Origin of the sequence: Agrobacterium vitis, from assembly GCF_013337045.2 — a bacterium.
GTDB lineage: Bacteria > Pseudomonadota > Alphaproteobacteria > Rhizobiales > Rhizobiaceae > Allorhizobium > Allorhizobium vitis_B.
The window spans coordinates 1,007,118-1,033,924 of sequence record NZ_CP118259.1 but is presented as its reverse complement, the minus strand read 5'-3'; the positions used below and the strand labels follow the sequence as shown (position 1 = coordinate 1,033,924).

At 57.7% G+C, this 26,807-nt stretch carries 24 protein-coding genes; 15 read left to right on the top strand and 9 right to left on the bottom strand.

The features are described 5' to 3' along the window. Positions 1–78: 78 nt before the first annotated feature. The 3 genes from lon to clpP all read right to left on the bottom strand — a co-directional run bounded on the left by lon (position 79) and on the right by clpP (position 5,285). A complete protein-coding gene (gene lon, locus G6L01_RS04790) occupies positions 79–2,499 on the bottom strand; it encodes an endopeptidase La (RefSeq protein WP_070167228.1) in 2,421 nt (806 codons plus the stop codon). A 587-nt stretch (positions 2,500–3,086) separates the two neighbouring features. Next, a complete protein-coding gene (clpX, locus tag G6L01_RS04785; RefSeq protein ID WP_015915639.1) occupies positions 3,087–4,364 on the bottom strand; it encodes an ATP-dependent Clp protease ATP-binding subunit ClpX in 1,278 nt (425 codons plus the stop codon). 288 nt (positions 4,365–4,652) lie between these two features. Then, complete coding sequence (clpP, locus tag G6L01_RS04780) at positions 4,653–5,285, bottom strand: ATP-dependent Clp endopeptidase proteolytic subunit ClpP (protein WP_015915638.1); 633 nt, start codon at positions 5,283–5,285, stop codon at positions 4,653–4,655. A gap of 396 nt (positions 5,286–5,681) precedes the next feature. On the opposite strand from clpP, the gene G6L01_RS04775 reads away from it, so the two are divergent. Together G6L01_RS04775 and G6L01_RS04770 are read left to right on the top strand one after the other, a co-directional pair. Next, positions 5,682–6,917 carry a GGDEF domain-containing protein gene (locus G6L01_RS04775; RefSeq protein WP_081357315.1) on the top strand — a complete coding sequence of 412 codons (1,236 nt, stop codon included), beginning with the start codon at positions 5,682–5,684 and terminating at the stop codon, positions 6,915–6,917. A 44-nt stretch (positions 6,918–6,961) separates the two neighbouring features. Beyond that, complete coding sequence (locus G6L01_RS04770) at positions 6,962–8,206, top strand: cytochrome P450 (RefSeq protein ID WP_070167230.1); 1,245 nt, start codon at positions 6,962–6,964, stop codon at positions 8,204–8,206. Positions 8,207–8,217: 11 nt separating this feature from the next. Here G6L01_RS04770 and G6L01_RS04765 read toward each other — a convergent pair whose 3' ends face one another. After that, positions 8,218–8,562: a cupin domain-containing protein gene (locus tag G6L01_RS04765; protein ID WP_070167277.1), complete on the bottom strand. Its 345-nt coding sequence runs from the start codon at positions 8,560–8,562 to the stop codon at positions 8,218–8,220. Between the two features lie 390 nt (positions 8,563–8,952). On the opposite strand from G6L01_RS04765, the gene G6L01_RS04760 reads away from it, so the two are divergent. Beyond that, complete coding sequence (locus G6L01_RS04760) at positions 8,953–10,083, top strand: metallophosphoesterase (RefSeq protein ID WP_070167231.1); 1,131 nt, start codon at positions 8,953–8,955, stop codon at positions 10,081–10,083. A 65-nt stretch (positions 10,084–10,148) separates the two neighbouring features. Here G6L01_RS04760 and G6L01_RS04755 read toward each other — a convergent pair whose 3' ends face one another. Both G6L01_RS04755 and G6L01_RS04750 read right to left on the bottom strand, forming a co-directional pair. Then, positions 10,149–11,432, bottom strand: coding sequence for an O-acetylhomoserine aminocarboxypropyltransferase (locus G6L01_RS04755; protein ID WP_070167232.1), 1,284 nt, complete (start codon positions 11,430–11,432; stop codon positions 10,149–10,151). 126 nt (positions 11,433–11,558) lie between these two features. After that, positions 11,559–12,014 (bottom strand): CoA-binding protein, encoded by a 456-nt coding sequence (locus G6L01_RS04750; RefSeq protein WP_174089194.1) that lies wholly within the window; start codon positions 12,012–12,014, stop codon positions 11,559–11,561. A gap of 174 nt (positions 12,015–12,188) precedes the next feature. Here G6L01_RS04750 and G6L01_RS04745 point away from each other — a divergent pair, with 174 nt between their 5' ends. Continuing rightward, positions 12,189–12,533, top strand: coding sequence for a hypothetical protein (locus G6L01_RS04745; RefSeq protein WP_322192752.1), 345 nt, complete (start codon positions 12,189–12,191; stop codon positions 12,531–12,533). A gap of 82 nt (positions 12,534–12,615) precedes the next feature. Here G6L01_RS04745 and G6L01_RS04740 read toward each other — a convergent pair whose 3' ends face one another. Beyond that, a complete protein-coding gene (locus G6L01_RS04740; protein ID WP_070167233.1) occupies positions 12,616–13,080 on the bottom strand; it encodes a CoA-binding protein in 465 nt (154 codons plus the stop codon). Between the two features lie 1,309 nt (positions 13,081–14,389). On the opposite strand from G6L01_RS04740, the gene rplM reads away from it, so the two are divergent. The 9 genes from rplM to G6L01_RS04695 all read left to right on the top strand — a co-directional run bounded on the left by rplM (position 14,390) and on the right by G6L01_RS04695 (position 21,573). Continuing rightward, complete coding sequence (gene rplM, locus G6L01_RS04735) at positions 14,390–14,854, top strand: 50S ribosomal protein L13 (RefSeq protein WP_015915628.1); 465 nt, start codon at positions 14,390–14,392, stop codon at positions 14,852–14,854. Between the two features lie 2 nt (positions 14,855–14,856). Further along, the gene (gene rpsI, locus G6L01_RS04730) at positions 14,857–15,324 is read left to right on the top strand and encodes a 30S ribosomal protein S9 (protein WP_015915627.1); all 468 of its coding nucleotides are present in this window, start codon (positions 14,857–14,859) and stop codon (positions 15,322–15,324) included. Positions 15,325–15,470: 146 nt separating this feature from the next. Then, complete coding sequence (locus G6L01_RS04725) at positions 15,471–15,803, top strand: antibiotic biosynthesis monooxygenase family protein (protein WP_070167234.1); 333 nt, start codon at positions 15,471–15,473, stop codon at positions 15,801–15,803. A 71-nt stretch (positions 15,804–15,874) separates the two neighbouring features. Next, positions 15,875–16,720, top strand: a complete 846-nt coding sequence (locus G6L01_RS04720; protein WP_070167279.1) for a CgeB family protein — start codon at positions 15,875–15,877, stop codon at positions 16,718–16,720. A gap of 176 nt (positions 16,721–16,896) precedes the next feature. Next, a complete protein-coding gene (locus G6L01_RS04715; RefSeq protein ID WP_234891983.1) occupies positions 16,897–17,685 on the top strand; it encodes a CgeB family protein in 789 nt (262 codons plus the stop codon). 159 nt (positions 17,686–17,844) lie between these two features. Further along, on the top strand, positions 17,845–18,798 hold the full coding sequence (gene speB, locus G6L01_RS04710; RefSeq protein WP_070167236.1) for an agmatinase: 954 nt from the start codon (positions 17,845–17,847) through the stop codon (positions 18,796–18,798). A 69-nt stretch (positions 18,799–18,867) separates the two neighbouring features. Continuing rightward, a complete protein-coding gene (argC, locus tag G6L01_RS04705) occupies positions 18,868–19,800 on the top strand; it encodes an N-acetyl-gamma-glutamyl-phosphate reductase (protein WP_070167237.1) in 933 nt (310 codons plus the stop codon). A gap of 16 nt (positions 19,801–19,816) precedes the next feature. Continuing rightward, positions 19,817–20,683, top strand: a complete 867-nt coding sequence (locus tag G6L01_RS04700; protein ID WP_070167238.1) for an aminoglycoside phosphotransferase family protein — start codon at positions 19,817–19,819, stop codon at positions 20,681–20,683. A gap of 62 nt (positions 20,684–20,745) precedes the next feature. Continuing rightward, a complete protein-coding gene (locus G6L01_RS04695) occupies positions 20,746–21,573 on the top strand; it encodes a DODA-type extradiol aromatic ring-opening family dioxygenase (RefSeq protein WP_070167239.1) in 828 nt (275 codons plus the stop codon). Here the strand turns inward: G6L01_RS04695 and G6L01_RS04690 are convergent. Next, a complete protein-coding gene (locus G6L01_RS04690; RefSeq protein WP_070167240.1) occupies positions 21,553–22,647 on the bottom strand; it encodes a COX15/CtaA family protein in 1,095 nt (364 codons plus the stop codon). The genes G6L01_RS04695 and G6L01_RS04690 overlap by 21 nt on opposite strands. A gap of 155 nt (positions 22,648–22,802) precedes the next feature. Between G6L01_RS04690 and G6L01_RS04685 the strand changes: the two genes are divergently transcribed. Then, positions 22,803–23,012 carry a DUF2842 domain-containing protein gene (locus G6L01_RS04685; RefSeq protein WP_041696430.1) on the top strand — a complete coding sequence of 70 codons (210 nt, stop codon included), beginning with the start codon at positions 22,803–22,805 and terminating at the stop codon, positions 23,010–23,012. A 79-nt stretch (positions 23,013–23,091) separates the two neighbouring features. Further along, positions 23,092–24,306, top strand: a complete 1,215-nt coding sequence (locus G6L01_RS04680; protein ID WP_070167241.1) for a GNAT family N-acetyltransferase — start codon at positions 23,092–23,094, stop codon at positions 24,304–24,306. Between the two features lie 179 nt (positions 24,307–24,485). Here G6L01_RS04680 and G6L01_RS04675 read toward each other — a convergent pair whose 3' ends face one another. Beyond that, the gene (locus tag G6L01_RS04675) at positions 24,486–26,729 is read right to left on the bottom strand and encodes an exopolysaccharide transport family protein (protein WP_070167242.1); all 2,244 of its coding nucleotides are present in this window, start codon (positions 26,727–26,729) and stop codon (positions 24,486–24,488) included. Positions 26,730–26,807: the final 78 nt, after the last annotated feature.

Genomic DNA, 26,807 nt, shown 5'->3' with positions numbered 1-26,807 from the left:
TGCACAAAAAAGGCTGGCCCGAAGGCCAGCCTTTTCGAAGTTTTTCCGCCAATTGGGCAGGATCGTGGCAAAGACGGCTCAGTGCGCCACGGTTGCGCCTGAATCATCGACACCTTCGACAGTGCCAACGGCAGGCGTTTCCACCGTGCCATCCCACTCGATCGGCTCCGGTATGCGCACCAGCGCATGGGCAATCACTTCACCCATCCGGGCAACCGGTACGATCTCAAGATTGTTCTTCACATTGTCTGGAATATCCGCCAGGTCCTTGGCGTTTTCTTCCGGGATCAGAACCTTCTTGATGCCGCCGCGAAGCGCTGCCAGCAGCTTTTCCTTCAACCCGCCAATCGGCAAGACGCGACCGCGCAGGGTGATTTCACCCGTCATCGCCACATCCTTGTTGACCGGAATACCCGTCATGATCGAGACGATGGCGGTTGCCATTGCCACGCCAGCCGACGGACCGTCCTTAGGCGTCGCACCTTCCGGCACGTGGACGTGAATGTCCGACTTGTCGAAGCGCGGTGGTTCGATGCCGAAATCGACGGCGCGCGAGCGGACATAGGATGCCGCCGCCGAAATCGATTCCTTCATTACTTCCTTCAGATTGCCAGTGACCGTCATGCGGCCCTTGCCCGGCATCATCACGCCTTCGATGGTCAGCAATTCGCCGCCCACTTCCGTCCAGGCAAGACCGGTGACGATACCGACCTGATCCTCGCCCTCGGCCTCACCATGACGATAACGCGGCACGCCGAGATAATCATTGATGCTGGCCGCCGTGACGGCCACAGAGGTCGACTTGCCCTTGATGATTTCGGTCACAGCCTTGCGGGCGACCTTCATCAATTCACGCTCGAGACTGCGCACACCGGCCTCGCGGGTATATTGCTGGATGATCGAGACGATCGCATCATCCGCCAGCGAGAACTCTTCCGGGCGAAGCGCATGTTCCTTGATCGCCTTGGGCAGAAGATGCCGCTTGGCGATCTGGAGCTTTTCATCCTCGGTGTAACCGGCGATCCGGATGATTTCCATGCGGTCCATCAGCGGGCCGGGAATATTCAGCGTATTGGCGGTCGTAATGAACATCACGTTGGACAGATCGTATTCGACTTCCAGGTAATGGTCCATGAAGGTCGAGTTCTGTTCCGGATCCAGCACCTCGAGCAGAGCCGATGACGGATCGCCACGGAAATCCTGGCCCATCTTGTCGATTTCGTCGAGCAGGAACAGCGGGTTTGACCGCTTGGCCTTCTTCATCGACTGCACGACCTTGCCGGGCATGGAGCCAATATAGGTCCGGCGGTGACCGCGAATTTCGGCCTCATCACGCACGCCGCCCAGCGCCATGCGGACATATTCACGTCCCGTGGCCTTGGCAATCGAGCGGGCGAGCGAGGTCTTGCCGACACCCGGAGGACCAACGAGGCACAGGATCGGGCCTTTCAGCTTGGTGGCACGGGCCTGCACAGCCAGATACTCGACGATCCGTTCCTTGACCTTGTCCAGACCGAAATGATCCTCGTCGAGGATTTTTTCAGCTGCATTGAGGTCGATCCTCACCTTGGACTTCTTGTTCCAGGGCAGGCCAAGCAGCCAGTCGAGATAGTTGCGCACGACCGTGGCTTCCGCCGACATCGGGCTCATATGCTTGAGCTTTTTCAGCTCAGCCTCGGCCTTGTCCTTGGCTTCCTTCGACAGTTTGGTCTTGGCAATGCGCTCTTCCAGTTCGGCCATCTCGTCGCGGCCTTCCTCGCCGTCGCCGAGTTCCTTCTGGATCGCCTTCATCTGCTCGTTCAGGTAATATTCGCGCTGGGTCTTTTCCATCTGGCGCTTGACGCGCGAGCGAATACGCTTCTCCACTTGGAGAACCGAAATTTCGCCCTCCATGAAGCCGAGCGCCTTTTCAAGCCTGGTCTTGATGCTCACCGTTTCCAGCATTTCCTGCTTTTCGGTGATCTTGATCGACAGATGCGAGGCAACCGTGTCGGCCAGCTTCGAATAGTCTTCGATCTGGCTGGCAGCACCCACCACTTCCGGCGAGATCTTCTTGTTCAGCTTGACGTAATTTTCAAACTCCGACACCACCGACCGGCTCAAAGCCTCGACTTCAACCGGATCTTCAGCGGGTTCGGGCAGCAGATCGGCATGGGCCTCATAGAAGTCCTCACGTCCGGTATAGCCAGAGATCCGGGCGCGCGCCTTGCCTTCGATCAGCACCTTGACGGTGCCATCAGGCAATTTCAAAAGCTGCAACACATTGGCGACGGTGCCAACCTCATAGATGGCATCTGACGATGGATCGTCATCGCTTGCATTGATCTGGGTGGCCAGCATGATCTGCTTGTCGGAGCCCATGACTTCTTCGAGGGCACGAATAGACTTCTCGCGCCCTACAAAGAGCGGCACGATCATGTGCGGGAACACCACGATGTCACGCAGCGGCAATACCGGATAGGTATTGGTTTCGCCGGTGACAGAGGTCACTTTAGTCATTCCAGTTCCTTTCATCGTCCCGTTGCCGGGACCCAAATCCGCGCTCAAAAGCCGCGGGGGACATGGTCCTGTCTCACCGGTTAAAGTGGAGACCCAAGATCTAAAATTCAAGCCTTTCAGCGCTCAGCCACCACTGTGGCGTAACAGCTTGAGGCCTGCTGCATGAATCCGGCTCAGACCCATTTGGGTCGAGCCCATCATGCGGAAACACAATACAAACGGTTGATTGACGCGACAGCAAGCAACAACAAAACGCACCGGCACTGCCCAACCACGGCGACCGAAGCCGCCCTACCCTGATACGCGTGCCAGGCATTCCAGCATCCGAAGAGATCAAACACTCGCCTGGGGCAAACCTGCCTTCGACCGAATCTGTCACATCGCGCGAAGCACCTTGTGATAGTCATAAACTATTCAAAAACGCCCTGCAAACGACTTAGAGTCTGGCAGGGAAAAGTGGGACCCGGTTTTGCCGAAAAGACAAACGACGAGAACCATAGATCCAAGCACCGATACGGCCCCACCCTGTAGAAACGCAGAAGCCCGCACGCGGCGGGCTTCAAAGCTGTTCAGAGATTTGCGGAGGTTCACGCCGAAGCGTTGGCCTTTTCTTCCTGGCGATCCGCATAGATGTAGAGCGGACGGGCGGCACCGCGCACCACTTCATCGGAAATCACCACTTCGCGCACACCTTCAAGCTCAGGCAGTTCGAACATCGTGTCGAGCAGGATCTTTTCCATGATCGAGCGCAGGCCACGAGCGCCGGTCTTGCGGGTAATCGCCTTGCGGGCGATTTCGCGCAGCGCGTCCTCGTGGAAGGACAATTCGACGTCCTCCATTTCGAACAGGCGCTGATACTGCTTGACCAGCGCGTTCTTCGGCTCGGACAGGATCTGGATCAGCGCGTCCTCGTCCAGGTCTTCCAGCGTCGCCAGAACCGGCAGACGACCGATGAATTCCGGGATCAGGCCGAACTTGACCAGATCTTCCGGCTCCAGTTCGCGCAGCACTTCGCCGACGCGGCGATCTTCCGGCGACACAACCGTCGCGCCGAAGCCGATCGAGGTCTTTTCGCCACGAGCCGAGATGATCTTGTCGAGACCGGCAAAAGCACCGCCGCAGATGAACAGGATATTGGTCGTATCCACCTGCAGGAATTCCTGCTGCGGATGCTTGCGACCGCCCTGGGGAGGAACCGAAGCGACAGTGCCTTCCATGATCTTCAGAAGCGCCTGCTGCACGCCTTCGCCAGACACGTCGCGGGTAATCGACGGATTGTCGGACTTGCGGCTGATCTTGTCGACTTCGTCGATATAGACGATACCGCGCTGGGCGCGCTCGACATTGTAATCGGCCGATTGCAGCAGCTTCAGGATGATGTTTTCAACGTCTTCACCGACATAGCCGGCTTCCGTCAGCGTTGTCGCATCCGCCATGGTGAAAGGCACATCGATGATGCGCGCCAGAGTCTGGGCAAGATAGGTCTTGCCGCAACCGGTTGGCCCGACCAGCAGGATGTTCGACTTCGCCAACTCCACATCGCCGCCCTTGGAGGCATGCGACAGGCGCTTGTAATGATTGTGGACCGCGACGGACAGGATCTTCTTGGCCTGTCTCTGGCCGATCACATATTCGTCGAGGATCTTGATGATGTCCTGCGGTGTCGGCACGCCATCGCGCGACTTGACCATCGAACTCTTGTTTTCCTCGCGGATGATATCCATGCAGAGTTCGACGCATTCATCGCAGATGAAAACCGTCGGGCCGGCAATCAGTTTCCGGACCTCGTGCTGGCTTTTGCCGCAGAACGAACAATACAGGGTATTCTTCGAGTCACCGCCGTTGCTTCCGCTGACCTTGCTCATAACTTTTTCCTTCCAGCACGCCGCACCGCCATTTACCGGCTCGCGGTCTAGTCATGTCGCCCGATACCGCACGCCCGGCCATCCGGGCGACATTCGGTTCAGAGGTACTATTCAGCTCTCAAAAGTCATATTCATGAGCTGACGGCAACGAGAACCTCTGAGAATATTCAGGCTATGTCATAAAAGCTCAACATAGCCTTAATAACTATTAGCGCTTTCGGCGGCAGTTTAAACCCCCTGGATGGATCCGGCCTTGCGTTTCCATCGAAAGCCCGCCGCCAAAAGACATCAAGAAGGCGTTACCCCTTCGATTTCTGAACGCGTCGTCAGGATCTTGTCGATCAGACCCCAGTCCTTGGCTTCCGTGGATTCCATGAAGTGGTCGCGGTCCAGCGTGTGCTCGACTTCTTCCAGCGTGCGGCCAGTATGCTTGACATAGACCTCGTTCAGGCGACGCTTCATCTTGATGATGTCGCGGGCATGACGCTCGATGTCGGAGGCCTGACCCTGGAAACCGCCGGACGGCTGATGCACCATGATGCGAGCGTTGGGGGTCGCAAAGCGCATGCCCTTTTCGCCGGCCGCCAGAAGCAGCGATCCCATCGAGGCGGCCTGGCCGACGCACAGCGTCGAGACGGCCGGACGGATGAACTGCATCGTATCGTAAATCGCCATACCGGCAGTCACGACGCCGCCGGGAGAATTGATGTAGATCGCGATTTCCTTCTTCGGATTTTCCGCTTCCAGAAACAGCAGCTGGGCGCAGACAAGCGACGCCATATGATCCTCGACCGGTCCGGTCAGGAAAATGATGCGCTCCTTCAACAGACGCGAGTAGATGTCGTAGGACCGTTCGCCGCGATTGGTCTGCTCCACAACCATAGGCACCAGAGCCATGGCGGTATCAACTGGATTTCTCATGTCCGTCCTTTTCAACCCATTCCCGAAGCCTGTCAGGCCCGATGCCGATCCGGGCTGAGGGAATCAATTCAAATGCTGTCAATCCCTACATAGAGTGTTCGCCCCCAACACTTCAAGACGCGAGCACACGATATCCTTAATCGCTTGCATGGATTGGTTCTCGCATTCTCGCTGTTTTACCGAAAGCGCCCCATGGGCGGTGGCTTGCCCGGCCAAGCCATACACAGAAAATCGACAACATGGTGAATAGGGCGTGATAGGTCCAATCGGAATTTGCAACCAAAAGAAAAAATCGATTATGATCACCGATAGATCATCCCGGCTTTCATTCGGAAGCATAAAACCAGAGAATGACGAGGGCCGACCGCCTTGCTCGACATCAAGACAGCTTTTTTGATGTGGGGGACCCAGGCGATCACGCTGGCGGTCCTGCTGATCACCATATGGCTGCGCGCGCCACGGCATCGCTATTATGGTTACATGGCCATCGGGTTTGCCTGTCACGGCATTGGCGCAATGCTGATCGCGCTTCGCAACGACCTGCCGCCGCCTGTGGCAATTTACGGCGGCAACGCCATCGTACTATGCGGCTTCTGTTTCTGGATCTGTGCGCTGCGGCTGTTTGACGGGCGCAAACCCGGCTGGTGGATCGCGGCACCGCTGCTGCTCTGGGGCCTCCTCCTGATCCATCCGGTTATACGGGATACCTACGCCTATCGTCTGGCGACCCATCAATTTGCCAGCATGCTTTGTTTCGTGATGCTCGCGGTCACGGCCATGACGTCGCGCATGACAGCACGGAAATATCGTCGGATGCTTGCGGCCTTGTGGACACTGCAAGCGCTGTCATGTGCGGTGATCGGTTCCGCCAGCCTGATCGGCATGCCGGAAGGCCAGCATGAGGTTGCCCTCAGCGACTATATCGGCCTGTTCGTCATTGTCTGCCTGGTCTCGGCCATGGTGCTTCTGGCCCGGATCGTCATGGACCGGAACGAACGGGAACTGAAGCAATTGTCGCGCACCGATCCCCTCACCGGTGTATTGAACCGGCGTGGCCTGATCGAGACCGTAGGCGAGCTGAAACACACTGTCGCCAGAGACCGGTTTCTGGCCCTTCTTGTGTTCGATCTCGATTATTTCAAACATATCAATGATACATTCGGCCATCAGGCCGGCGATACGGTCTTGTCCAACTTCGCGCAGATGACAGGTAGCGCGCTTGGAAATGACGCGATTTTCGCCCGCTCCGGGGGCGAGGAATTCTGTGCTGTCATCCCTGTTGCGGACCTGCGCCAAGCTGCCGGCGTTGCCGAGCGGATCCGCTACATGATCGCCTCAACCCCGATCACGACAGAACAGGGCGTTGTCAGGCTGACCACCAGCATTGGCCTGTCGGCGGCCTCCGCCGACGCCTTCGACTTCGATACAGCCATGCGCCAGGCCGATCACGGCCTCTATACAGCCAAGGCCGATGGTCGTAACAGAACTGCCGTGGCGCGTGGCGAAAGCGTTTTTTGCCTGACGCCCAACGAGGAGCGCGGCACACCGGCGGCAATCGACAATGAGGCAGACCGTCAGGTCGCAGCCCTGCGCCGCCTCAGCCAGCGTTCGACACAGCAACATCTCGAGTAAGGAGGCTCTTTCAGCCTCGTCAAGAAAGAATCCGCGAACCGATCATGCCGCATTCCTCGTTTTTCTCCGTCGATCCCCACCAGAGATCGGTCAGTCTCGACACTGGCCATCCCGGTTTTTTCGAAGCCCCGAATGCGGTCTATGCCATGCTGCATGCGCAGGCGCCGACATTTTTCTGGCGTGAGCAGCAGCAATGGTTTTTCACCGGTTACGATCTGGTCAATGGTTTGCTGCGCGACAAGCGGTTCGGTCGGCAGATCCTGCAGATCGCCAGCCGCGAAGAACTCGGCTGGCCGGAGCCTGCCGATCATACGAGAGCCTTCGATGCCGCCGAGGCCTGGTCACTGCTGGAATTGGAGCCGCCGGAACATACACGGCTGCGAACGCTGGTTAACCGCGCATTCGTGTCCCGCCATGTCGAGAAAATGACGCCTGACATTCTCGCGCTCGCCAACAGGCTGATCGATAATTTCGAAGCGCAAGGCAAAACGGAATTGCTGTCTTCCTTCGCCGAAATCATTCCGGTGACGATGATTGCCCGGATGATCGGCATTCCCGACGAAATGGGGCCGCAATTGCTGGCCTGGAGCCATGATTATGTCGGCATGTATGTTTTCAACCGCACCCGCGCCCATGAGGATGCCGCAGAGCGCGCTGCCCGGGAGTTCTCCAATTATCTGCGCGGTGTCATTGCCGAGCGTCGTAGCGAGCCGCGTGACGACCTGCTCAGCCACATGATCCATACCGAGCATAAAGGCCAGTATCTCACCGATGACGAGTTGATCTCGACGACCGTGGTGCTGCTCAATGCCGGACATGAAGCAACCGTGCACCAGATCGGCAATGCGGTGCGGATCATCCTAGAGAGCGGGTTGGACCCGAAGGGGTTGTTTGGCGATACCGCCGCCACGGAGCGCACGGTTGAGGAATGTCTGCGGATCTGCGCGCCGGTGCATATTTTCCAGCGCTACTGCCTGGAGCCCTGCGAGATCGACGGTGTCTCCTTCAGCCGAGGCGATAAGATCGGCCTGATCCTGGCCGCTGCCAATCTCGACCCGCGCAAGTTTCCTGATCCTCTGACCTTCAAGCCGCAGCGCAATGATGGCGCCAACCTTTCTTTCGGCGCCGGCATTCATTTCTGCATCGGCGCGCCCCTCGCCCGGCTGGAACTGTCATTGGTGCTGCCGTTGCTGTTCCAGCGCCTGCCGGGTCTGGCGTTGGCAGGGACCCCAAAAGTCAAGGACCTCTATCATTTCCACGGGTTGGAAAAGCTCGATCTCGTCTGGTAGCGGCAGCCGCCTCAAAACCGAACGACGTAATCCTTCATTGTGGTTTCCACCACTTCCCATAGGCCCGTGAAGCCGGGACGAAGAATCATCCTGTCACCCTTGCGCAGATGCATCGGCTCCCCGCCGTCTTCCGTGACGATGGAATAGCCTTCCAAAACGGAAAAATATTCCCATTCGTCATAGACGATTCGCCACGTGCCGGGCGTGGACTGCCAGACCCCGGCATAGAGCCCTTGACCGGGCTCATCGATACTCCAGGTGAGAAAGCGCGGATCTCCGGCGACCAGCCGGTCCGGCGCGGGAGCGCCCTCTTCCGGCTGAACGGCGGACAAATCGAAGCGAAGCGATGTGATCATGATCTCTGTCTCGCGCATTCATCAAATGATGTGTTCGCCAACGCCATAGATTGTCGGCAGGGTTGATTTAATTGGAGAATAGACTCTGCTGCGCCAAATGTCTCCACCAAGACAGCGACTTCCGCATCTGTACGACAGCAAGCTGCATGATTTTTTTCTTCAGCAGTAACCCGTTCAAAGACTCATGCAGCAGCATCACTGATCCAGATCGGCGTTTCCGCCGTTGTAGACGATGGCTCTTGTCTAACGCACTCGTGGGAACAACATTCAAGACCTTGACCAAATCAAGTCGCTACATGCTGCGACATCCGATCTCGACAATGAAGAAGCCGGAAACAACAACACGGAACAGGTCGCGTTGCCCGTCTACACCCCGAAAGAATACAATTAATGTTTCATCTGATATTTGGACTTCCCTGGCTGATCGTCGTCATCCGCTTCATCCAGCCCTTGCCCTGGATCTGGTCGGCGAAGGTGGCGCTGGCGGTTCTCCTGTTAATCGCCTCGCAATATCATTTCTTCAGCCGCCTTTCGTCCGGTTCGGTGTTTTCGCCCGAGTTTCCCCGTCCGCTGATCATCGCGTTCAATCTCCTGTTTGGCGCGATCATCCTGCTCGCCGTGTTCCAGATCGTGCTGGACGTTATTTCCTTTGCGATCATGCTGTTCAAAGGCAATTTCCCGTCCATCCCAGCCAGTCTGCGGTACGTCCTTGGAGCCTTAGCGCTGTGCCTTTCCGCATACGCGGTCAGCCAGGCAATCCGGGTGCCGCCGTTAAAGGACATCGAAATTCCTATTGCAGGACTACCGCCAGCATTTGACGGCTACCGCCTCGTTCAACTGACCGACCTCCACATCAGCCGCCTGTTCCTTGCCCGCTGGACCGAGGAAGTCGTATCGAAAACCAACGAACTGGACGCCGACCTCATCGTCATCACGGGAGACTTTATCGACGGTGACGTTGCGAGCCGGCGGGATGATGTCGCATCGCTTGCAAACTTGCAGGCACGCGACGGCGTCTATGCCATTCCTGGCAACCACGAATACTTCTTCAATTTCCAGGGCTGGATGGCCCATCTCGCGACTTTGAAGATGAACATGCTCTCCAATGCCCATGCTGTGATCACAAAAGGCGATACAAAAATCGTGCTGGCAGGCGTGACGGATCGCTCCGCCGCCGCGCACGGAGCATCCGCCCCGGACCTTGCAGCGGCACTCCAGGGAGCACCTGCAGATGCGCCAATCATTCTCCTCGACCATCAGCCGATGTCGGCAGCCAAGGCGGCGGCGTCAGGGGTTGCGCTTCAACTGTCGGGTCATACGCATGGTGGCATGGTTCTGGGCCTTGACCGGCTAGTCGCCCGTGCCAATAACGGCTTTGTTTCGGGCCGCTATATCATTGGCGGCATGACGCTCTATGTGAACAATGGGACGGCACTCTGGCCCGGCTTTGCGCTCAGGCTCGGCGTGCCGTCAGAACTGACCAGGATTACCCTCAGAGCAAAGAGGCCCAGCGGGATATAGAGGATTTCAGCGTTTCCATGCAAACGCTGAAATCCTCTGAAAGCAACCATCGTCGGCAAGCCCCATCAGAGCTTTGACAAGGCCTGTTGAAGATCCGCAATGATATCGTCGGGGTCCTCGATCCCGATGGACAGACGCACAACCTCCGGCCCTGCACCGGCCGCCACCTGCTGCTCCGGGGTCAATTGGGCATGGGTGGTCGAGGCGGGATGAATGACCAGCGAGCGGGTATCGCCGATATTGGCAAGATGGGAAAACAGCTGCAATCCCTCCACCAGCGCCTTGCCCGCCTCATAGCCGCCCTTCAGCCCGAAGGTGAAAACGGCGCCAGCCCCCTTTGGCGCGTAGCGCTGTTGCAGCGCATGGTTCGGATCATCCGGCAGGCCCGCATAATGCACCCAGGCGACTTTGGCATGGGCCTTCAGCCAATGCGCCACCTTCAAGGCGTTGTCGCAATGACGCTGCATGCGCAGCGGCAAGGTTTCGATGCCGGTCAGGATGAGGAAGGCATTCATCGGCGCAATCGCCGGTCCGAGGTCGCGTAGCCCGAGTACCCGGCAGGCAATGGCAAACGCCATATTGCCGAAGGCGTCATGCAGAACCACATTGCCATATTCGCTGCGCGGCTGTGACAGGCTCGGAAACTTGTCCGATTGCGACCAGTCGAACGTTCCACCATCGACGATCACCCCGCCCATGGAATTGCCATGGCCGCCGAGAAATTTGGTGGCGGAATGCACGACGATATCGGCACCGTATTCCAAAGGCCGGACCAGATAAGGGCTGGCCATGGTATTATCGACGATCAGCGGCAGTCCGTGGCGGCGCGCAACATCGGCAATAGTGGCAATATCGACGAATGTACCACCGGGATTGGCAAGGCTTTCGATGAAGATCGCCTTGGTTCGCTCGTCGATTTGCGCCTCAAAGCTTGCCGGATTGTCGGTATCGGCCCAGCGCACCTGCCAGCCGAAATTCTGGAAGGCGTGACCGAACTGGTTGATCGACCCGCCATAGAGCTTTTTGGCGGCAACGAAATTATCACCCGGCTGCATCAGGGTATGAAAGACCAACATCTGCGCCGCGTGGCCCGATGCCACCGCCAATGCCGCCGTGCCGCCTTCCAAAGCAGCGACTCGCTCTTCCAGCACGCCCTGGGTCGGGTTCATGATCCTTGTATAGATATTGCCGAATTGCTTGAGGCCAAACAAGGCGGCGGCGTGATCGGCATTTTCGAACACAAAGGCCGTCGTCTGGTAAATTGGCGTCGTGCGTGCGCCGGTCGTCGGGTCCGGCTGAGCACCAGCATGCACCGCCAGTGTCGCAAAGCCCGGATTGTTGTTTGCCATGGTTATCCTCCCTGAAATAGTGCGGCAGAGCATTACACCGATGCCGATGAAACGCTACCTCATGCCCTGTTTGAAAGTCCGGGCTTTTTTGGAGAATTGCACAGACTTTTGATGGCTATAGATCTCTTACCCGATCGGCCTAGTGACTGTCCGGCTCCAGTTTCGCTTGAGATATTCGATGGCCGGGCAGCGGTTCATCACCACCTTGATCCCGGCGGCCTCGGCGCGGGCGGCGGCCTGGTCGTCACGCACGCCAAGCTGAGCCCAGATCACTTTCGGCACATGCGTGAGCCCCAAGGCTTCATCCACCACGGAGGGTAGATATTCGGAAGCACGGAACACATCGATCATGTCGACCGGTTCAGGAATATCCGCAAGCGAAGCAAAAACAGTCTGCCCCAGAATGTCCTTTCCCGCCTGCCCCGGATTGACCGGAATAACGCGGTAGCCTTGGTTCAGCAGAAAATGCATGACCCCATGGCTTGGCCGCGCCGGATTGGGCGAGGCCCCGGTCAGGGCAATAGTCTTGACCGTTTCCAGAATGGTCTTGAGATAAGCGCTCTCATAAACGTCATGCTGCATGTCATTCTCCCAAGCACGCTGCTGTGATCCTCTGGAATTGCACCCTGTCTTGATCGTAAGCACAACCGCCCCAGTTAAGAAGAGATATACAGCATGTCATCAGTAAGTGTGCGGCGGGCTTGGGACAAGGACATGCTATAGGGATTGGCGAATGTATTTGATGGAGATGTTCCGATGAACCCGATGATACGGTTGAGCTTTTGCGTTGCCATTTCCTTATGGGGCAGCAGTGCGCTGGCGATCGAGCGCTACAATTCGACCACGCTTGCCTGCGAAAATGTCCGGCAAATCCTGAGAGACCAGGGCGCTGCCGTGCTGCGCTATCCCTCGAAGCGTGTGCCGGGCATGGCGCTTTACGATCGCTACGTTCGCAACACCAATTCCTGTTCGCCAGGCGAGTATGCCGAACGTGCCACGGTACCGACACGCGACAATCCTGCCTGCCCGGTGCTGAACTGCAAACCGGTGGAAAACCTGCAGGACGGCTTTATCCGCTTCGTCCCGCATTATTCCCTCTAAGAGAACACCCGGCCCGCGGATAAACCACCAAGACGGCGCTAACCGCGCAAGGCAGCGCGATTATCGCCGGTGCCGCTTGCTATCAGGCGGCGGTTGGGGAGCGATGGGCAATATGACTGGCCTGGTAGACCAGCGGATATTCAGCGACCAGCGCTCGGTTCATCACCACATCGATGCCTGCCGCCTCGGCTTTTGCCGCCGCTTCATCATCGCGGACACCCAATTGACCCCAAATCGCTTTTGGTCGTCTCTCCAGAGCCATGGCTTCATCCACCACCTCACTGAGGGCTTCCGAGCGGCGAAACACATCGACGAGATCGATTGGCACGCCTATATCAGCGAGGCGTGCATGCACAGGGCGGCCAAGAATTGTGGTGCCAGCAAGCGCGGGATTGACGGGAAAGACCTGATAGCCCTTACCGAGCAGAAAACCGAGCACCCAATGGCTGGGCCGGTCGTCGCGTGCGGACACTCCAACCAGCGCGACAGTGCGGGTGCGCGCCAGAATCGTGCAGAGATAGTCATCGGAATAGTGGTCGTGGCTCATGGCTTATCCTTCCCGGCTCGACAGCCGTTTCTCCAGACAATCCGTCCCTAAAACCTGTCGCTCAAAAGTGGGCAGCGGTTTTGCGATAACGACATGCGGCAAAACAAAAATTCAAAGCGTGAAAAGCTACTCTGAAGATATGCTTTGCTCTCGTGCTGCCGTTTGTCTTTTCAGGAAAACCGGGCTTCACTCTTCCTAAGGCAAACTCTAGGTCCCGGTCACAGGATAGCAAATTTGGCTTAACTGTTTGCAAAGACGCAAGGTCCCGCAATGACACATTACACAGTGCCATGCGCGAGACCATTTTCTCGATTAAGTAACCTTTTTTTGCACAACCATACCTCTGCCAACCAAGAATCGACAAGCTCAACACAACCTAAGAGATAATGACGCACCAATACTCTCTCCGCCTTTCGAGGAGACATGGAAGCGGTCGTCATGTTATCGCTATCATTAGTATGCTCTTTTTAAGGGAATTTTCAAGCTTGATGTGATCAGCATCACATTCATAAAGATGAATGCTATTATGTTCGCTTTTTGTTCATATTTTGTTCATGTGCATTTTAGCACCCTCAAACATTGAATTCCCTAATGATTACAAGTAGTTTTAGGTAAAAATTATTTCACTCGAAATGTCGTTAGACGTGCCAGAATTTAAATCGATTTGATTATCGATCACCCCCATTGCGTAAGCCTGTGTTGACGCAAGAGCCTCGAGTTACGCATCTCAACGGCTAGTCAGTACCACCATTGATTGCAAAATCCTCATCCCGAAACAAGCCGGAGCAACAGAGCGATTTGTCTCAAAACGAAGCACTCGCCTCACGCCGTCTACAGAAACCATTAGGCATCGCACATGGGCATCTCCCCTCTCGTCCGAGAGGAAAAGATAAGTGCGTCTCAGAGTTAGAAAGCAGCTGGTGAGCACTTTCAAATAATGCAGACTTCTCTGCCACCATGACCTCAAACCGGGTGCCGCGGATGAGCCTTCTCGTCGCAACCCTGGCAAGTTCAGCGTGACCGCCCCGCCGTTTGCACCAATGAAAAGGTCGAAATTCAAACAAGACGGCAAAGTATTTTGCGGTAAAATAATACCACATAGCTAATCACTTGTTTTCTATTGGCTTTTCGAACGCTGTCGCCAATCAACCATCCTTGACCGAACCCGGCGCCGCGACTATAAAGCCGCCAGCTTGCGGCCCTTATGGACCGCATTCTTTTTGTGCGCATCAAAACGCACAAGACAAGCAACAAGAAACGCCCGACCGGCCCTTAAGGGCTGAAAGGGTCCAAAAGAAAGTTGAACCTCATGTCTACCTTCGTTCAGAAGCCTGCAGAGGTGGAGAAGAAGTGGGTCATCATCGACGCCGAAGGGCTCGTTGTTGGTCGCCTCGCCACCGTGATCGCCACCTATCTGCGTGGCAAGCACAAGGTCACGTATACTCCCCACGTCGATGATGGCGACAATGTCATCGTCATCAATGCCGAAAAGGTCGTCCTGACCGGCAAGAAATACACCGACAAGACCTATTACTGGCACACCGGCTATCCGGGTGGCATCAAGGAACGCACGGCGCGCCAGATCATCGAAGGCCGCTTCCCGGAGCGCGTTCTTGAAAAGGCTGTCGAACGTATGATTCCCCGCGGTCCGCTTGGCCGTCGCCAGATGAAGAACCTGCGCGTTTACGCCGGGTCTGCACACCCCCACGAAGCCCAGCAGCCTGTCGCTCTCGACGTGGCCAAGCTGAACAGCAAGAACGTAAGGAGCGCCTAAGTATGGCTGACCTCTCTTCCCTGAAGGATCTCGGCACTGCGCAGGAAGCTTCGGCTCCCGTTCACGTCCGTAAGGTCGACGCTCAAGGCCGCGCCTACGCGACCGGCAAGCGCAAGAACGCAATCGCCCGCGTCTGGGTCAAGCCCGGCACCGGCAAGATCACGGTCAATGGCCGCGACTTCCCGGTTTACTTCGCACGTCCGGTTTTGCAGATGATCCTGCAGCAGCCAGTCGTCGCTGCTGCCCGCACCGGTCAGTTCGACGTTATCGCCACCGTTACCGGTGGTGGTCTGTCCGGCCAGGCTGGCGCTGTGCGTCACGGCATTTCCAAGGCCCTCACCTACTTCGAACCGGGCCTGCGCTCAGTTCTGAAGAAGGGTGGCTTCCTGACCCGCGATAGCCGCGTTGTTGAACGTAAGAAGTACGGCAAGGCAAAAGCTCGCCGGTCCTTCCAGTTCTCCAAGCGTTAATCGCGTCTCTGGAATTTTACATTGGAAAAGCGGGGCTTCGGCTCCGCTTTTTTATTTGTCCGATCACCAATTTGAATTGGTCTATTTCGACTGAAGGAGCAAACTGGCGGCATGCCACTCCTCACTCGAGCCGAAAGCCGCAAGCGATGTCACGTTTTGCCAAGCTGCCTTCTCCCCCTTATTACGTCGTCTGTTTTTCTTCGGTCAGAACCGAAGGTGACAATGGCTACGATGACATGGCCGAAGCCATGGTTACGCTTGCCAGCCAACAGCCAGGCTTTCTCGGTGTGGAATCCGCTCGTGATTCGACAGGGTTTGGCATAACCAATTCCTACTGGAGCGATGAAGCCTCAATCCGCGCCTGGAAAAAGGTCGTGGATCATCTGGCCGCACAAAACCAGGGTCGTGCGGAATGGTACAGCCGCTATGAGGTGCGCGTGGCAAAAGTGGAGCGGTCCTACAGCTTTGCGAAAGGCTGACAAAGCAAGGATTGCGTGGTGCCATCGGCTTCATTTTGACCGATGCAGCGGACGGAACCTTGGAATTGAAAATGATCAAACGGCCTTACAATATTTGCATCGTGGAGCCGAAAGGCTTCGGTCACTCCAAAGCCTTCGAGGAAGTCGCCGAGGCCATCGACTATTCCTTGAAAGAATTGGGGTATCCAACGGCTCTTTCTGTCAACAGAGTGACCGACGACGCCGTCAACATCATCTTCGGCGCGCATCTCCTCCCCTTGCAGGACCTTCACGACCTTCACCCAAGCACGATCATTGTCAATGCCGAACCGCTGTCGGCAACTTCGGAACGGACACGTGACCGGGTTCTCATCTGCCTCAATGCCGGTTTGGAAATCTGGGATTACAGCCTCGCCAATATCGAGATCCTCAACCGAATCGGTGGGCGGCCAGCCAAATATCTGCAATTGGGCTTCCAGAAAGAACTGAACCGCATAGCGCCCGCCCCGGTCCGGGATATCGACGTGCTTTTCTATGGCTCGATGAATGAACGTCGCGCAGAGATTCTCTACGGCTTGCAAGCCCGGGGACTTGTCATCGAGCATCTGTTCGATGTGTATGGACGTGAGCGCGACGCCTGGATCGCCAGATCCAAAGTGGTTTTGAACATGCATCTGCTGGAATCGCAGATTTTCGAAGTCGTGCGCGTATTCTATCTGCTCATCAATGGCGTGGCCGTCGTCGGCGAAGTGAATGGGCCAGAAACGCTGATCGATGATCGGTTTGCGCAGGGCATCGTCGCCGCACCCTATGGTGATTTGATCGACGTTACGGAACAGCTGGTGCACGATGCTGCCAGGCTCGAGAAACAACGCATCCTCGCCCGCGACGCCATCAAGCGCTATCCGCAAGTGACCTTCACCCGGCAGCTTCTTTAATATCCTGGTGGCAAACGTGGACGGCCTACAGCTTTGCGAAAGCCTGATGCGTGATGGTTACAGCCTTTACCGTCATGCACCACGCGTCAATGACGGCCTCGTAACGACTGGTCGGTGACATGGGTTCTGAAAAATATAATATCTGTATCGTGAGGCCTGATGGCTTCATACACTCTATGGCTTTCGTGGAGGTCGCTGAGGCGCTGGGCTATTCGCTGCGAGCGCTAGGGCATCAATCGGTGGTGAATTTCAATGCCTTCGCGCATGACGCAATCAACATCATTTTCGGCGCCCATCTGCTGACGCCGCAGGATATCGCCGATCTCAAGCCGAACACTGTCATCGTCAATGCCGAACCGCTCTCGGCGATTGACGCGCCGGTGCGTGAGCGCATTCTCACATGGCTTCAGACCGGCCTGGAAATCTGGGATTACAGCCGGGCCAATATCGAGATCCTCAGCCAGATCGGCGGACGGCCTGCGAAATATCTGCAATTGGGCTTCCAGAATGAACTGGATCGCATTACTCCTGCGCCGCACCAGGATATCGACGTGCTGTTCTATGGCTCGATGAACGACCGGCGTGCCGCCATCATCGATGGCCTGCGTGACCGGGGCCTTGCCGTCAAGCGCCTGTTCAACGCCTATGGACGCGACCGTGACATTTGGATCGCCCGTTCCAAAACCGTATTGAACATGCATTTTTTCGACGCGCAGATTTTCGAGGTCGTGCGGGTCTTCTATCTGCTCAGCAATGGCGTGCCTGTTGTCGGCGAGGTCAACGGACAGGCGACGCAGATCGAGGAGCGTTTTACCCAGGGCATCGTGGCCGCACCCTATGACGAGCTGATTGATGTCACCGAAAAGCTGGTGCGCGATCCCGAAAGGCTTGCACGGCAGCGCATCATCGCCCGCGATGCCATCACGCCTTATCCGCAGACTGTCTTTACGCAAATGCTGCTTTGACACAGGCCGAGGCCTCTATAGGATTGCTGCATAAAGTTTGTCAGAGACAAGTGGAACCCGGTTTTCGCGAAAAGACAAACGAAAACAAGAGAAGCTAGAGTTTGTCTGGTTCAATATGAACCTGACAGACTCTAGATTACCGGATGCGGATCAAATACCTTGGCAGATAAATCCATAGACCACGCCTTCACGGCTAGCGATCTCACATCGGCAGCCACTGACCCGACCTATGCCGGGGTGCTCTCCTTCATGCGCCGGCGCTATACCAAACTGCTGGATGGGGTGGACACGGCGGTCTGGGGCATTCCCTTCGATGCCGCCACCTCCAACCGGCCCGGCGCCCGGTTTGGGCCGCAGGCCATTCGCCGTGCCTCGGCCATTTTCGACAACGACCCGCAATATCCGTTCGAGCGCGACCTGTTCGCGGCCATGCCCACCGTGGATTACGGTGATTGCCGCCTGGACTATGGCAATCATTGGGAAACACCGGCCACGATTGAAAAGGAAGCCGCCCATGTTCTCTCAAAGGCGAATTTCCTGCTGACGCTTGGCGGCGACCATTTCATCACCTGGCCGCTGCTGAAGGCCCATGTCGCCAAACATGGGCCGCTGGCGCTGGTGCAGTTCGATGCCCATCAGGATACCTGGTTCGATGATGGCAACCGGATCGACCATGGTTCCTTCGTCGGGCGGGCGGTGCGCGAAGGCCTGATCGTCCCATCCCGTTCGATCCAGATTGGCATCCGCACCCATGCGCCTGATGATTGCGGCATCCGCATGCTTTACGGTCATCATGTGGAGGAAATGCGCGCTGCCGAGATCGCCGCGCTGATCCTCGATCACACGGCGGGCCAGCCCGCTTATCTCACCTTCGACATCGATTGCCTCGACCCTGCCTTTGCCCCCGGCACCGGCACGCCGGTGGCAGGTGGACCATCCAGCGCAAAAATCCTCTCGGTTCTGCAAAACCTTCATCCGCTCGACATAAGAGGAGCCGATATAGTCGAGGTAGCGCCCGCCTATGACCATGCCGATATCACCGCCATTGCAGGGGCAACGGTGGCGATGTATATGCTGGGTCTGCGCGCTGAACGACTGGCGCGATCTGGTTGATAAACTGATTCAAGCAATTCAGGATTTGAATCCGCAAAAGCGGACAATCTCCTGAAAAGAGAGGGTAAAATGACAGCGAAAATCTTCATTGACGGCGAACACGGCACCACCGGTCTGCAAATCCGCAGCCGCATGGCCGACCGCCGCGATGTGGAATTGCTGTCGATCCCGCAAGAGCAGCGCCGCAATGCCGCCCTGCGCGAGGACATGCTCAACAGCGCCGATATCGCCATTCTGTGCCTGCCCGACGATGCCTCGAAAGAGGCCGTGTCGATGCTGGCTGGCAACAACAGTGTGCGGATCATCGATACGTCCACCGCCTTCCGCGTTGCAACGGACTGGACCTATGGTTTTGCCGAGATGGACAAGGACCAGGGCGACAAGATCCGCTCGGCGCGCTGCGTTGCCAATCCCGGCTGCTACCCGACGGGCGCCATCGCGCTGATCCGGCCGCTTCGGGCTGCTGGCATCCTGCCGAACGGCTATCCGGTGTCCGTCAATGCCGTGTCCGGCTATAGCGGCGGCGGCAAGCAGTTGATCGCGCAGATGGAAGACGAGAGCCATCCCGAGCATCTGACCGTCAATAACTACGTCTATGGCTTGAACCTCAAGCACAAGCATGTGCCGGAAATGAAGGCCCACGGCCTGCTGGATCGCGCGCCGCTGTTTTCGCCGTCGGTCGGTCGGTTCCCCCAGGGCATGATCGTGCAGGTCCCGCTGTTCCTGGAGGATCTGGCCGATGGTGCGACCGTGGAGAGCATCCATTCGGCACTTTGCGCCCATTACGCCGGGCAGGACATCGTCAAGGTCGTCGCTCTCGAAGACAGCGCCAAGCTCGGTCGCGTCGATGCCGAGGAACTGGTGGGCCAGGACACAATGAAACTCTTCGTGTTCGGCAATCCGGGCACCGACCATGTCAATCTCGTTGCCGTGCTGGACAATCTCGGCAAGGGTGCGTCCGGTGCAGCCGTCCAGAACATGGACCTGATGCTGTCGGCTTAATCGTTTGAGTAGCCCTTTGAAAGCCCCCGTCTTTCCTCCATCTCTGATGGAGAAATGGGGGCTTTCGCATCTCAGGCTGATCGCCGATACCCCCAGCAGCCTCGTTTACCGAGCCATGCAGGACCAACGCCCCGTGGTCGTCAAGTCGCTGAAGCCGGAGGGTAGCGGTGAACGGCCCGGCCTTGATTTTTTGCGCTGGCGGGCTGGCAATGGTGCAATCCGGCTCATCGATCAGGCCGACGACATCGCCCTGCTGGACGATGCGGGTGACCTGCTGCTGCGCCATCATCTTGGCAAGGTTGGAGATCCGGCAGCGACGGAGATCATCGTTAAGGTGCTGGCGCGCCTGCATGCGCCCTCGCCCGCCCCTGTTCCTTATGCGCTGACGCCTCTAGAGGTCCATTTCAGCGAGCTGTTTGCGCTTGAGAAAACTATGTCTGACCCGGCCATCGCCGAGATCATCCATTGGACGGCAGCACTTGCCCGCAGCCTGCTTGACGAGCAACAGGATATCAAGCCGCTACACGGCGACCTACACCACGATAATGTCATCGGCGATGACAGTGGCAATTGGCTGGCCATCGATCCGCAGGGTCTGCTGGGCGATACGGCCTATGATGTCGCCAATGTCTTCGGCAATCCGCTCCACGCCCCGGATCTGGTTCTCGATCCCCGGCGCGCGATGGATCTCAGCCAGCGGTTTTCGGTGGCGCTGGGCTGTTCGCCGCGCAAAATCCTCAGCTATGCCGCAGCTCATGCGGGTCTCTCCTGCGCGTGGACGCTGAGCCGCCCGCTGACCGCATCCGGCAATACCAATCTTGGCGAGCGGCTTGGCTTTGCCCGGCTGGCACGGTCCATACTTGCTGAACAGTTTGTCGACTGATCCGCCTCTCGTGCTGGTTGCCGCCACGGCGTATATTCGGGTCATATCTTCAGGAGCATCCCATGACCGACAGCCGTCTTCCCGTTTATTTCATCCCTCATGGCGGCGGGCCCTGGCCCTTCATGGATTTTCCGAAAGACGACCAGGGCAAAGGCCCCTGGGACGATCTTGCGGCCTTTCTGCAAGGCCTGCCTGCCGATCTCGGCGTCACGCCGAAAGCCATTCTCATCGTCTCCGGCCATTGGGAAAAGGAACCCCAGGTCACCGTCAGCACGGCAGCAGCCCCTGGCATGCTCTATGATTATTACGGCTTTCCCGCCCATACCTATGAGATAACCTATCCCGCCAAGGGCGATCCGGCGCTGGCCGCCCATGTCCGCGAGTTGCTGCAACAGGCAGGCATCGCTTCAGCGGGGGACGATACGCGCGGCTTCGACCATGGTGTGTTCATTCCGCTGATGGTTGCCTATCCGGATGCGGATGTGCCTGTCGTGATGCTGTCGCTGAAGAACACACTGGATGCGGAAAGCCATCTGGAGATCGGCAAGGCTTTGCAGTCGCTGCGCGATGATAATGTGCTGATCATCGCATCCGGCATGAGCTACCATAATATGCAGATGTTCCGCCGCCGCGATGCCGACCACGAAGCAGTTGCCAAACGGTTCGATGACTGGCTGACGGCAGCGGTAGAAATACCCGACCCGGATGCCCGTGCCGCAACGCTCAGCCTCTGGAATCAAAACCCGGATGCGCTTGCCTGCCATGTGCCTGACCATGACCATCTTGTGCCGCTGTTTGTGGCCGCAGGGGCTGCGGGCGCGGACAAAGGCGTGCGGGCGTTCAATGGTCTGGCGCTGGGCAAGGCCTATTCAGGCTACCGGTTTGGGTAGCGGATAGGCGCCATAGAAGCCGCGCAGATGCGCCACCGTAAAGCCGAGCAGGATCAGCGCGCCGCCCTGATGGGCGAGCGCCGCATGCAGCGGCACCTGCATGAGCAGCGCGGAAATCCCCAACGCGGCCTGACAGCAAACGATGGCAAACAGCACGACACTGCGGCGCGCATGGGTCGTTCCCGGTGCCGCCCGCAGCGATGAGACCATGTGATAGAGCGCCACCAGAAACACGGTATAAGCGCCGATGCGATGCACGAACTGCACCGTCTTCGGGTTTTCAAAGAAATTCAGCCAGACGGGATGCTGGACCAGCAGATCGCCGGGGATCAGCGCCCCATCCATCAGCGGCCAGGTATTGTAGGACATGCCGGCATCCAGCCCTGCCACCAGCGCCCCCAGATAGATCTGGAACAGCACAAGGCACAGCAGCGCAATTGCCCAATGCCTCGAATGCACGGTCGGGGCCGGATCGGCACTATGGCGGGCAAGCCCACGCATCACCCAGACACAGGATGAGAAGATCAGACAGGCCGTGACCAGATGGGTGGCCAACCGGTATTGGCTGACCTCGGTGCGCTCCGACAGGCCCGATGATACCATCCACCAGCCGATAAAGCCCTGAAAGCCGCCGAGCGCCAAGATACCGACCAGCGGCCAGCGCAAACGCTTCTCGATCCGTCCGGTGACCCAGAAAAACGCCAGCGGCAAAGCAAAGATCACGCCGATGCTGCGGGCCAGGAAGCGATGCGCCCATTCCCACCAGAAAATCGTCTTGAACGCTTCGACCGTCATGCCCTTGTTGACAAGCTCATATTGCGGGATCTGCTGGTAGAGCTTGAACTCCTCCTCCCACTCCGCCGCGCTCAACGGTGGAATGACACCGTGGATCGGCTTCCATTGGGTAATCGACAGACCAGAATTGGTCAGCCGCGTTGCCCCACCGACCAGAACCAGGGCAAACAGCGCGAGAATCACCAGGCCGAGCCAGATGCGCAGGGCGCGGCGGTTGCGGCTTTGCCGGTCAAGGGCGGCTGCCGCCGGGACGGGTGAAGCGGTGCTGGCGATGGTCATCGGTCCAATCTCTCCATTCTACGGCATAATCCCGGTCCGAACGCTGTGTTGCAGGCGGAACTGGTGCATTCCGGTTGATTTGCATCAGGACCCGGTGCAAAACAAGGGCGGAAGGTTTGCGACATCGCGTCGCGTCCTGCAATCAGGGTCATAGCATGCCGGTCAGACTGCGCAAATTCATCGGGACGATTTTGATCGTCGTGCTTGTCATGCTTTACGCGGTGCTGGCCACCACCATTGCCACATTGACATTAGCACAATCACCCTGGTGGGTGCATCTCACCTATTTCCTGCTGTCGGGTGTGGTCTGGATCCTGCCAGCCATGGCGATCATCAAATGGATGGCGGGTCCGGTTCGCAAATAATCCACGCATTGCATAATCCTTAAATACAAACCGGGTAAACTGGTGCTGCATCGACAGGACCGGAGAATGCAGCGTGGCGATGATCGATCCGAAACGGCTGACTGAAACCGCCAGCGGCCAAGTCTCTGCGGCAGATATCGCCGTGGACGTTTTGCCCGCGATGGAGCCGCTGGAGGCCGACTGGCGCTGTCTCGAGCGCAACAACCATCTGTCGCTGCATCAAGGTTACGACTGGTGCCGCGCCTGGGTGAAAACCCATGGCAATCCGCTGGCCATCCTGCATGGCCGCAGCAACGGACGCAGCCTGTTCATCCTGCCGCTGGAAATCACCCGTCACGCCATGATCCGCAAGGCAAGCTTCATTGCCACCCGCTTCACCAATATCAATACTGGCCTGTTTGACCCGGCTTTTTTCCAGCAAATCGAGTCGGACACGGCCAAACAGTTGGGAAAGCAGATTGTCCAGGCAATGACGGGGCATGCCGATCTCGTTCACCTCGGCAATATTCCGCTCTCCTGGCGTGGATTGTCTCATCCTATGGCCAGCCTACCGGCTGTCGAACATCAGAACCATGCCTTCCAACTGCCTGTTCTAGGCGACTTTGAGCAGACGCTCTCCCAGATCAACGCCAAGCGTCGCCGCAAGAAATACCGCAATCAAGTCCGCAAGATGGAAGCGAGCGGCGGCTTTGAACATATTATTGCATGCGGTGAGGAGCAGAAGGCCTGGTTGCTGGATTTGTTTTTCCGGCAAAAAGCGATCCGCTTCGAAACCCTCGGCCTGCCGGACGTGTTCCAGGAGCCGGAGACACAAGCATTCTTCCAATTGCTGCTGCAAAGCGAGGCAGGCGGATTGAACGTGCCACTGGAACTGCATGCACTGCGGTTATCGGGCAGCCATCATAACGGCAAGATTGCCGCCATTGCCGGTCTGTCACGCAAGGGTGATCATGTTATCTGCCAGTTCGGCTCGATAGACGAAAGCATTGCCCCGGAGACCAGCCCCGGCGAATTGCTGTTCTGGCTGATGATTGAACAATGCTGCGCCGAAGGCGCCGCCCTGTTCGACTTCGGCCTCGGCGACCAGATCTACAAGCGAAGCTGGTGCCCTATGGAAACCGTGCAACACGATATTTTGCTGCCTGTGACCCCTCTCGGCCACCTCGCCGCCACAGCGGAGCGGAGCCTGGTCCGCTCCAAGGCGTTCATCAAGGGGCATCCCCAACTCTATAGCGCCCTGCAAAAAATCCGCGCCCGTAGCAATGCGCAGGCGGATGATCCGGGCAAGGATTAGAGGCTTGAGTTTGTTAGGTTAAGATTGAACCATAGTACAGAACGCAAAAGTTTTTCGGGTGCGCAGCCGAGAGGATGTTTGCGTCGTGTACCTCGACAATTGAACCACACACACTTTAGATCTTCTTATTGTCGTTTACCTCTCCAAGAAAACCGGTTTCCACGTTCCCCTGACAAATTTCAAGCCACCCGCTGGCCACCATCATCCGGTGGCACCGCACTGTCGTCACTCATCAGCACCAGATCACTATAGCCCACGGCTTCGAAGGCGGTCATGATTTGCGCCAATTGCTTGCGGTCCGGATTGGGCGCAGAGAGGATGACTTCATGGTCCTGGGCCTTGCACAGGCCAACGACATTGTCGGCGCTGGCCGGGCCGCATTCGATCAGGACCAAGTCGTAAACGTCGGCAAGCGCCTCGACCACCATGGACAGCCGCTCGATGCCACGCAGCGCCTGACGGATATCGCTATTGCCCTTCGGCACGATATGGGCGTTTGACAATCGGTCGGAATGGATGGTTTCACCAAAGGCAACGTCGCCGCAGAGCAGATCGGTCACGCCGGGCAGATCGTTTCGCTCGGCCATCAGCGCTGTCGGATAGCCGGAGCCGGTCATGTCAATCAGGATCACCGTGCGTTCGGCTTTGGCCACGGCGCGTGCCAAAAGCACCGTTGCCGCCGATCCGTCATCGCCGGAAGGCGAGATGACCACCGCTTTGGAAATACCATGCCGCGTCAGATAACGCGCCACCGACGCGATTGAAAACTCATGATCGGCATCGGTAAGGGCCGCGGGATGTTGATCGCTTTCACCTTCAGGATCTGCCGGTGCGATGGGCGGAGTTTCCTTTTCGATCCGTTCGGCTGCTGCCGTCGCTGCGATAGCAGCCGCCGCCGCATCCAGTCTTGGCTTCTGCTTTGCAGGCGCGGCTGCTGGTTCGTCAAAGGCAGGCTCACCGGTCCGGCGGCGGGGATATTCCTGCGCAAACCGCCCGCTGCGGTCTGGATCAACAGGGCCGACAGGCTTCAGCGCCCGGCCACTGAACAGTTCCGCCAACATGATGACGATCACGCTCAACACCAGAGCCGCCATGGCGGCCACAACTGTGATCGGCAGGACCTTGGGGAAATTCGGTTCACTCGGCTCGGAGGCGCGGGAAATCACCCGGGCATCGGCAGGGCTGGCATTGCTGTCCAGCCGGCTGGTGGCTTCGCGGTAGCGGGCAAGATAGGTTTCCAGCAATTGCCGCTGGGCGCTGGCTTCGCGCTCGAGCGCGGCAAGCCCGACCTGGCTGTCCCCAGCCTTGGCGCTTTGTGCCTTGAGGGTGGTCAGTTGCCGGTCAAGCTCCGCTTCGCGCATCCGCGCCACATTGGCCTCGGTTTCCAGGCTGGAAACCACTTTTCTGGTCTCCTCGGCCAATTGCTGGCGCAGGTTGGCCAATTGGGCCCGCAGCGCCTTGATGCGCGGGTGACCATCCAGAAGACTGGTGGAGAGGTCGGAGATTTGTGCCTGTACGGCGGCTTCCGCCTGTTTCAACTGCTGCACGGCAGGAGAGGCCATGACGATATCGAGATTGTCGGTCGACCGCCCGGCTTTCAGCGATGCCTTGGCATTTTCAGCTCGTGCCTGGGCACTGGCACGGTCGGTGCGCACCCGCGCCAATTCCGTCGATATATCGTTGAGCTGCTTGGAGGCGAATGTACCGCCCTCGCCGGTCGACAGCAGATCGGCATTGCGGCGATAATCCGCGACTTTCTTTTCCGCGTCGGACACCTTCTGGCGCAGATTGGAAATTTCCGGCTCCAGCCAGCGGGCCGCGTCCTCATTGCTATCAAGCTTGGCGCCGCTCTGGATCGCCAGATAGACCTTGACCATTTCATTGGGAATGGCAGCGGCGAGCCTTGCATCCTTGGAGGAAAACTCGATGCCGATAACCCGTGACTTCTCCACCTGATAGACCTGAAGCTTTTCCAGGAAGGTGCGGATCACCCGGTCTTCAGGCGCCAGATCGAGCGGGTTCTTTTTCAGATGCAGCATCACCATCAGGTCCGACAGGGCGGAGGGATGCAGATCAGGGTCGAATTCCGTCAGTTCATAGAGCTTGAGATCCTTCACCACCTGGCGGATCAGATCGACAGATCGGAACAGCTGCACCTGACTGGCAATATTCAGCTCGTCCAGAACCGGTTCGGAGGCCGCCGACTTGGCGTTTTCCGCATCGTAATTGGGTGCGCGCGGCTCGATCAAGACCGTAGTTTCGGCGCGGTAGGTCGGACGGATCATGCTGGCCCCGGCAAAGGCGACGCCTGCGGCCAGACAAGTGACAAGCAACACTCTGCCCTTTCGCTGCCAGACGGCGCGAAACAGCTGCAAGAGATCGATATCTACGTCCTGATGGGCGGCGACCGGCTGACCCGACATTCCATCCCTCCTTCAAATCTGTCCGGAGCGTAAACGAACATAGTAACTCAAGCGTTAACCGCCTGTGGTCATCGCGGA

What these genes read in the sequence shown, in the direction of transcription:
- G6L01_RS04720 (WP_070167279.1), top strand. Translation starts at nt 15,875, where the DNA reads ATGATCAAACGGCCTTACAATATTTGCATCGTGGAGCCGAAAGGCTTC.
- G6L01_RS04770 (WP_070167230.1), top strand. Translation starts at nt 6,962, where the DNA reads ATGCCGCATTCCTCGTTTTTCTCCGTCGATCCCCACCAGAGATCGGTC.
- clpX (WP_015915639.1), bottom strand. Translation starts at nt 4,364, where the DNA reads ATGAGCAAGGTCAGCGGAAGCAACGGCGGTGACTCGAAGAATACCCTG.
- G6L01_RS04745 (WP_322192752.1), top strand. Translation starts at nt 12,189, where the DNA reads ATGAACCCGATGATACGGTTGAGCTTTTGCGTTGCCATTTCCTTATGG.
- rplM (WP_015915628.1), top strand. Translation starts at nt 14,390, where the DNA reads ATGTCTACCTTCGTTCAGAAGCCTGCAGAGGTGGAGAAGAAGTGGGTC.
- lon (WP_070167228.1), bottom strand. Translation starts at nt 2,499, where the DNA reads ATGACTAAAGTGACCTCTGTCACCGGCGAAACCAATACCTATCCGGTA.
- G6L01_RS04775 (WP_081357315.1), top strand. Translation starts at nt 5,682, where the DNA reads ATGTGGGGGACCCAGGCGATCACGCTGGCGGTCCTGCTGATCACCATA.
- argC (WP_070167237.1), top strand. Translation starts at nt 18,868, where the DNA reads ATGACAGCGAAAATCTTCATTGACGGCGAACACGGCACCACCGGTCTG.
- G6L01_RS04725 (WP_070167234.1), top strand. Translation starts at nt 15,471, where the DNA reads ATGTCACGTTTTGCCAAGCTGCCTTCTCCCCCTTATTACGTCGTCTGT.
- G6L01_RS04695 (WP_070167239.1), top strand. Translation starts at nt 20,746, where the DNA reads ATGACCGACAGCCGTCTTCCCGTTTATTTCATCCCTCATGGCGGCGGG.
- G6L01_RS04685 (WP_041696430.1), top strand. Translation starts at nt 22,803, where the DNA reads ATGCCGGTCAGACTGCGCAAATTCATCGGGACGATTTTGATCGTCGTG.
- G6L01_RS04750 (WP_174089194.1), bottom strand. Translation starts at nt 12,014, where the DNA reads ATGCAGCATGACGTTTATGAGAGCGCTTATCTCAAGACCATTCTGGAA.
- G6L01_RS04760 (WP_070167231.1), top strand. Translation starts at nt 8,953, where the DNA reads ATGTTTCATCTGATATTTGGACTTCCCTGGCTGATCGTCGTCATCCGC.
- G6L01_RS04765 (WP_070167277.1), bottom strand. Translation starts at nt 8,562, where the DNA reads ATGATCACATCGCTTCGCTTCGATTTGTCCGCCGTTCAGCCGGAAGAG.
- G6L01_RS04680 (WP_070167241.1), top strand. Translation starts at nt 23,092, where the DNA reads ATGATCGATCCGAAACGGCTGACTGAAACCGCCAGCGGCCAAGTCTCT.
- G6L01_RS04715 (WP_234891983.1), top strand. Translation starts at nt 16,897, where the DNA reads ATGGCTTTCGTGGAGGTCGCTGAGGCGCTGGGCTATTCGCTGCGAGCG.
- G6L01_RS04690 (WP_070167240.1), bottom strand. Translation starts at nt 22,647, where the DNA reads ATGACCATCGCCAGCACCGCTTCACCCGTCCCGGCGGCAGCCGCCCTT.
- rpsI (WP_015915627.1), top strand. Translation starts at nt 14,857, where the DNA reads ATGGCTGACCTCTCTTCCCTGAAGGATCTCGGCACTGCGCAGGAAGCT.
- clpP (WP_015915638.1), bottom strand. Translation starts at nt 5,285, where the DNA reads ATGAGAAATCCAGTTGATACCGCCATGGCTCTGGTGCCTATGGTTGTG.
- G6L01_RS04675 (WP_070167242.1), bottom strand. Translation starts at nt 26,729, where the DNA reads ATGTCGGGTCAGCCGGTCGCCGCCCATCAGGACGTAGATATCGATCTC.
- G6L01_RS04740 (WP_070167233.1), bottom strand. Translation starts at nt 13,080, where the DNA reads ATGAGCCACGACCACTATTCCGATGACTATCTCTGCACGATTCTGGCG.
- G6L01_RS04755 (WP_070167232.1), bottom strand. Translation starts at nt 11,432, where the DNA reads ATGGCAAACAACAATCCGGGCTTTGCGACACTGGCGGTGCATGCTGGT.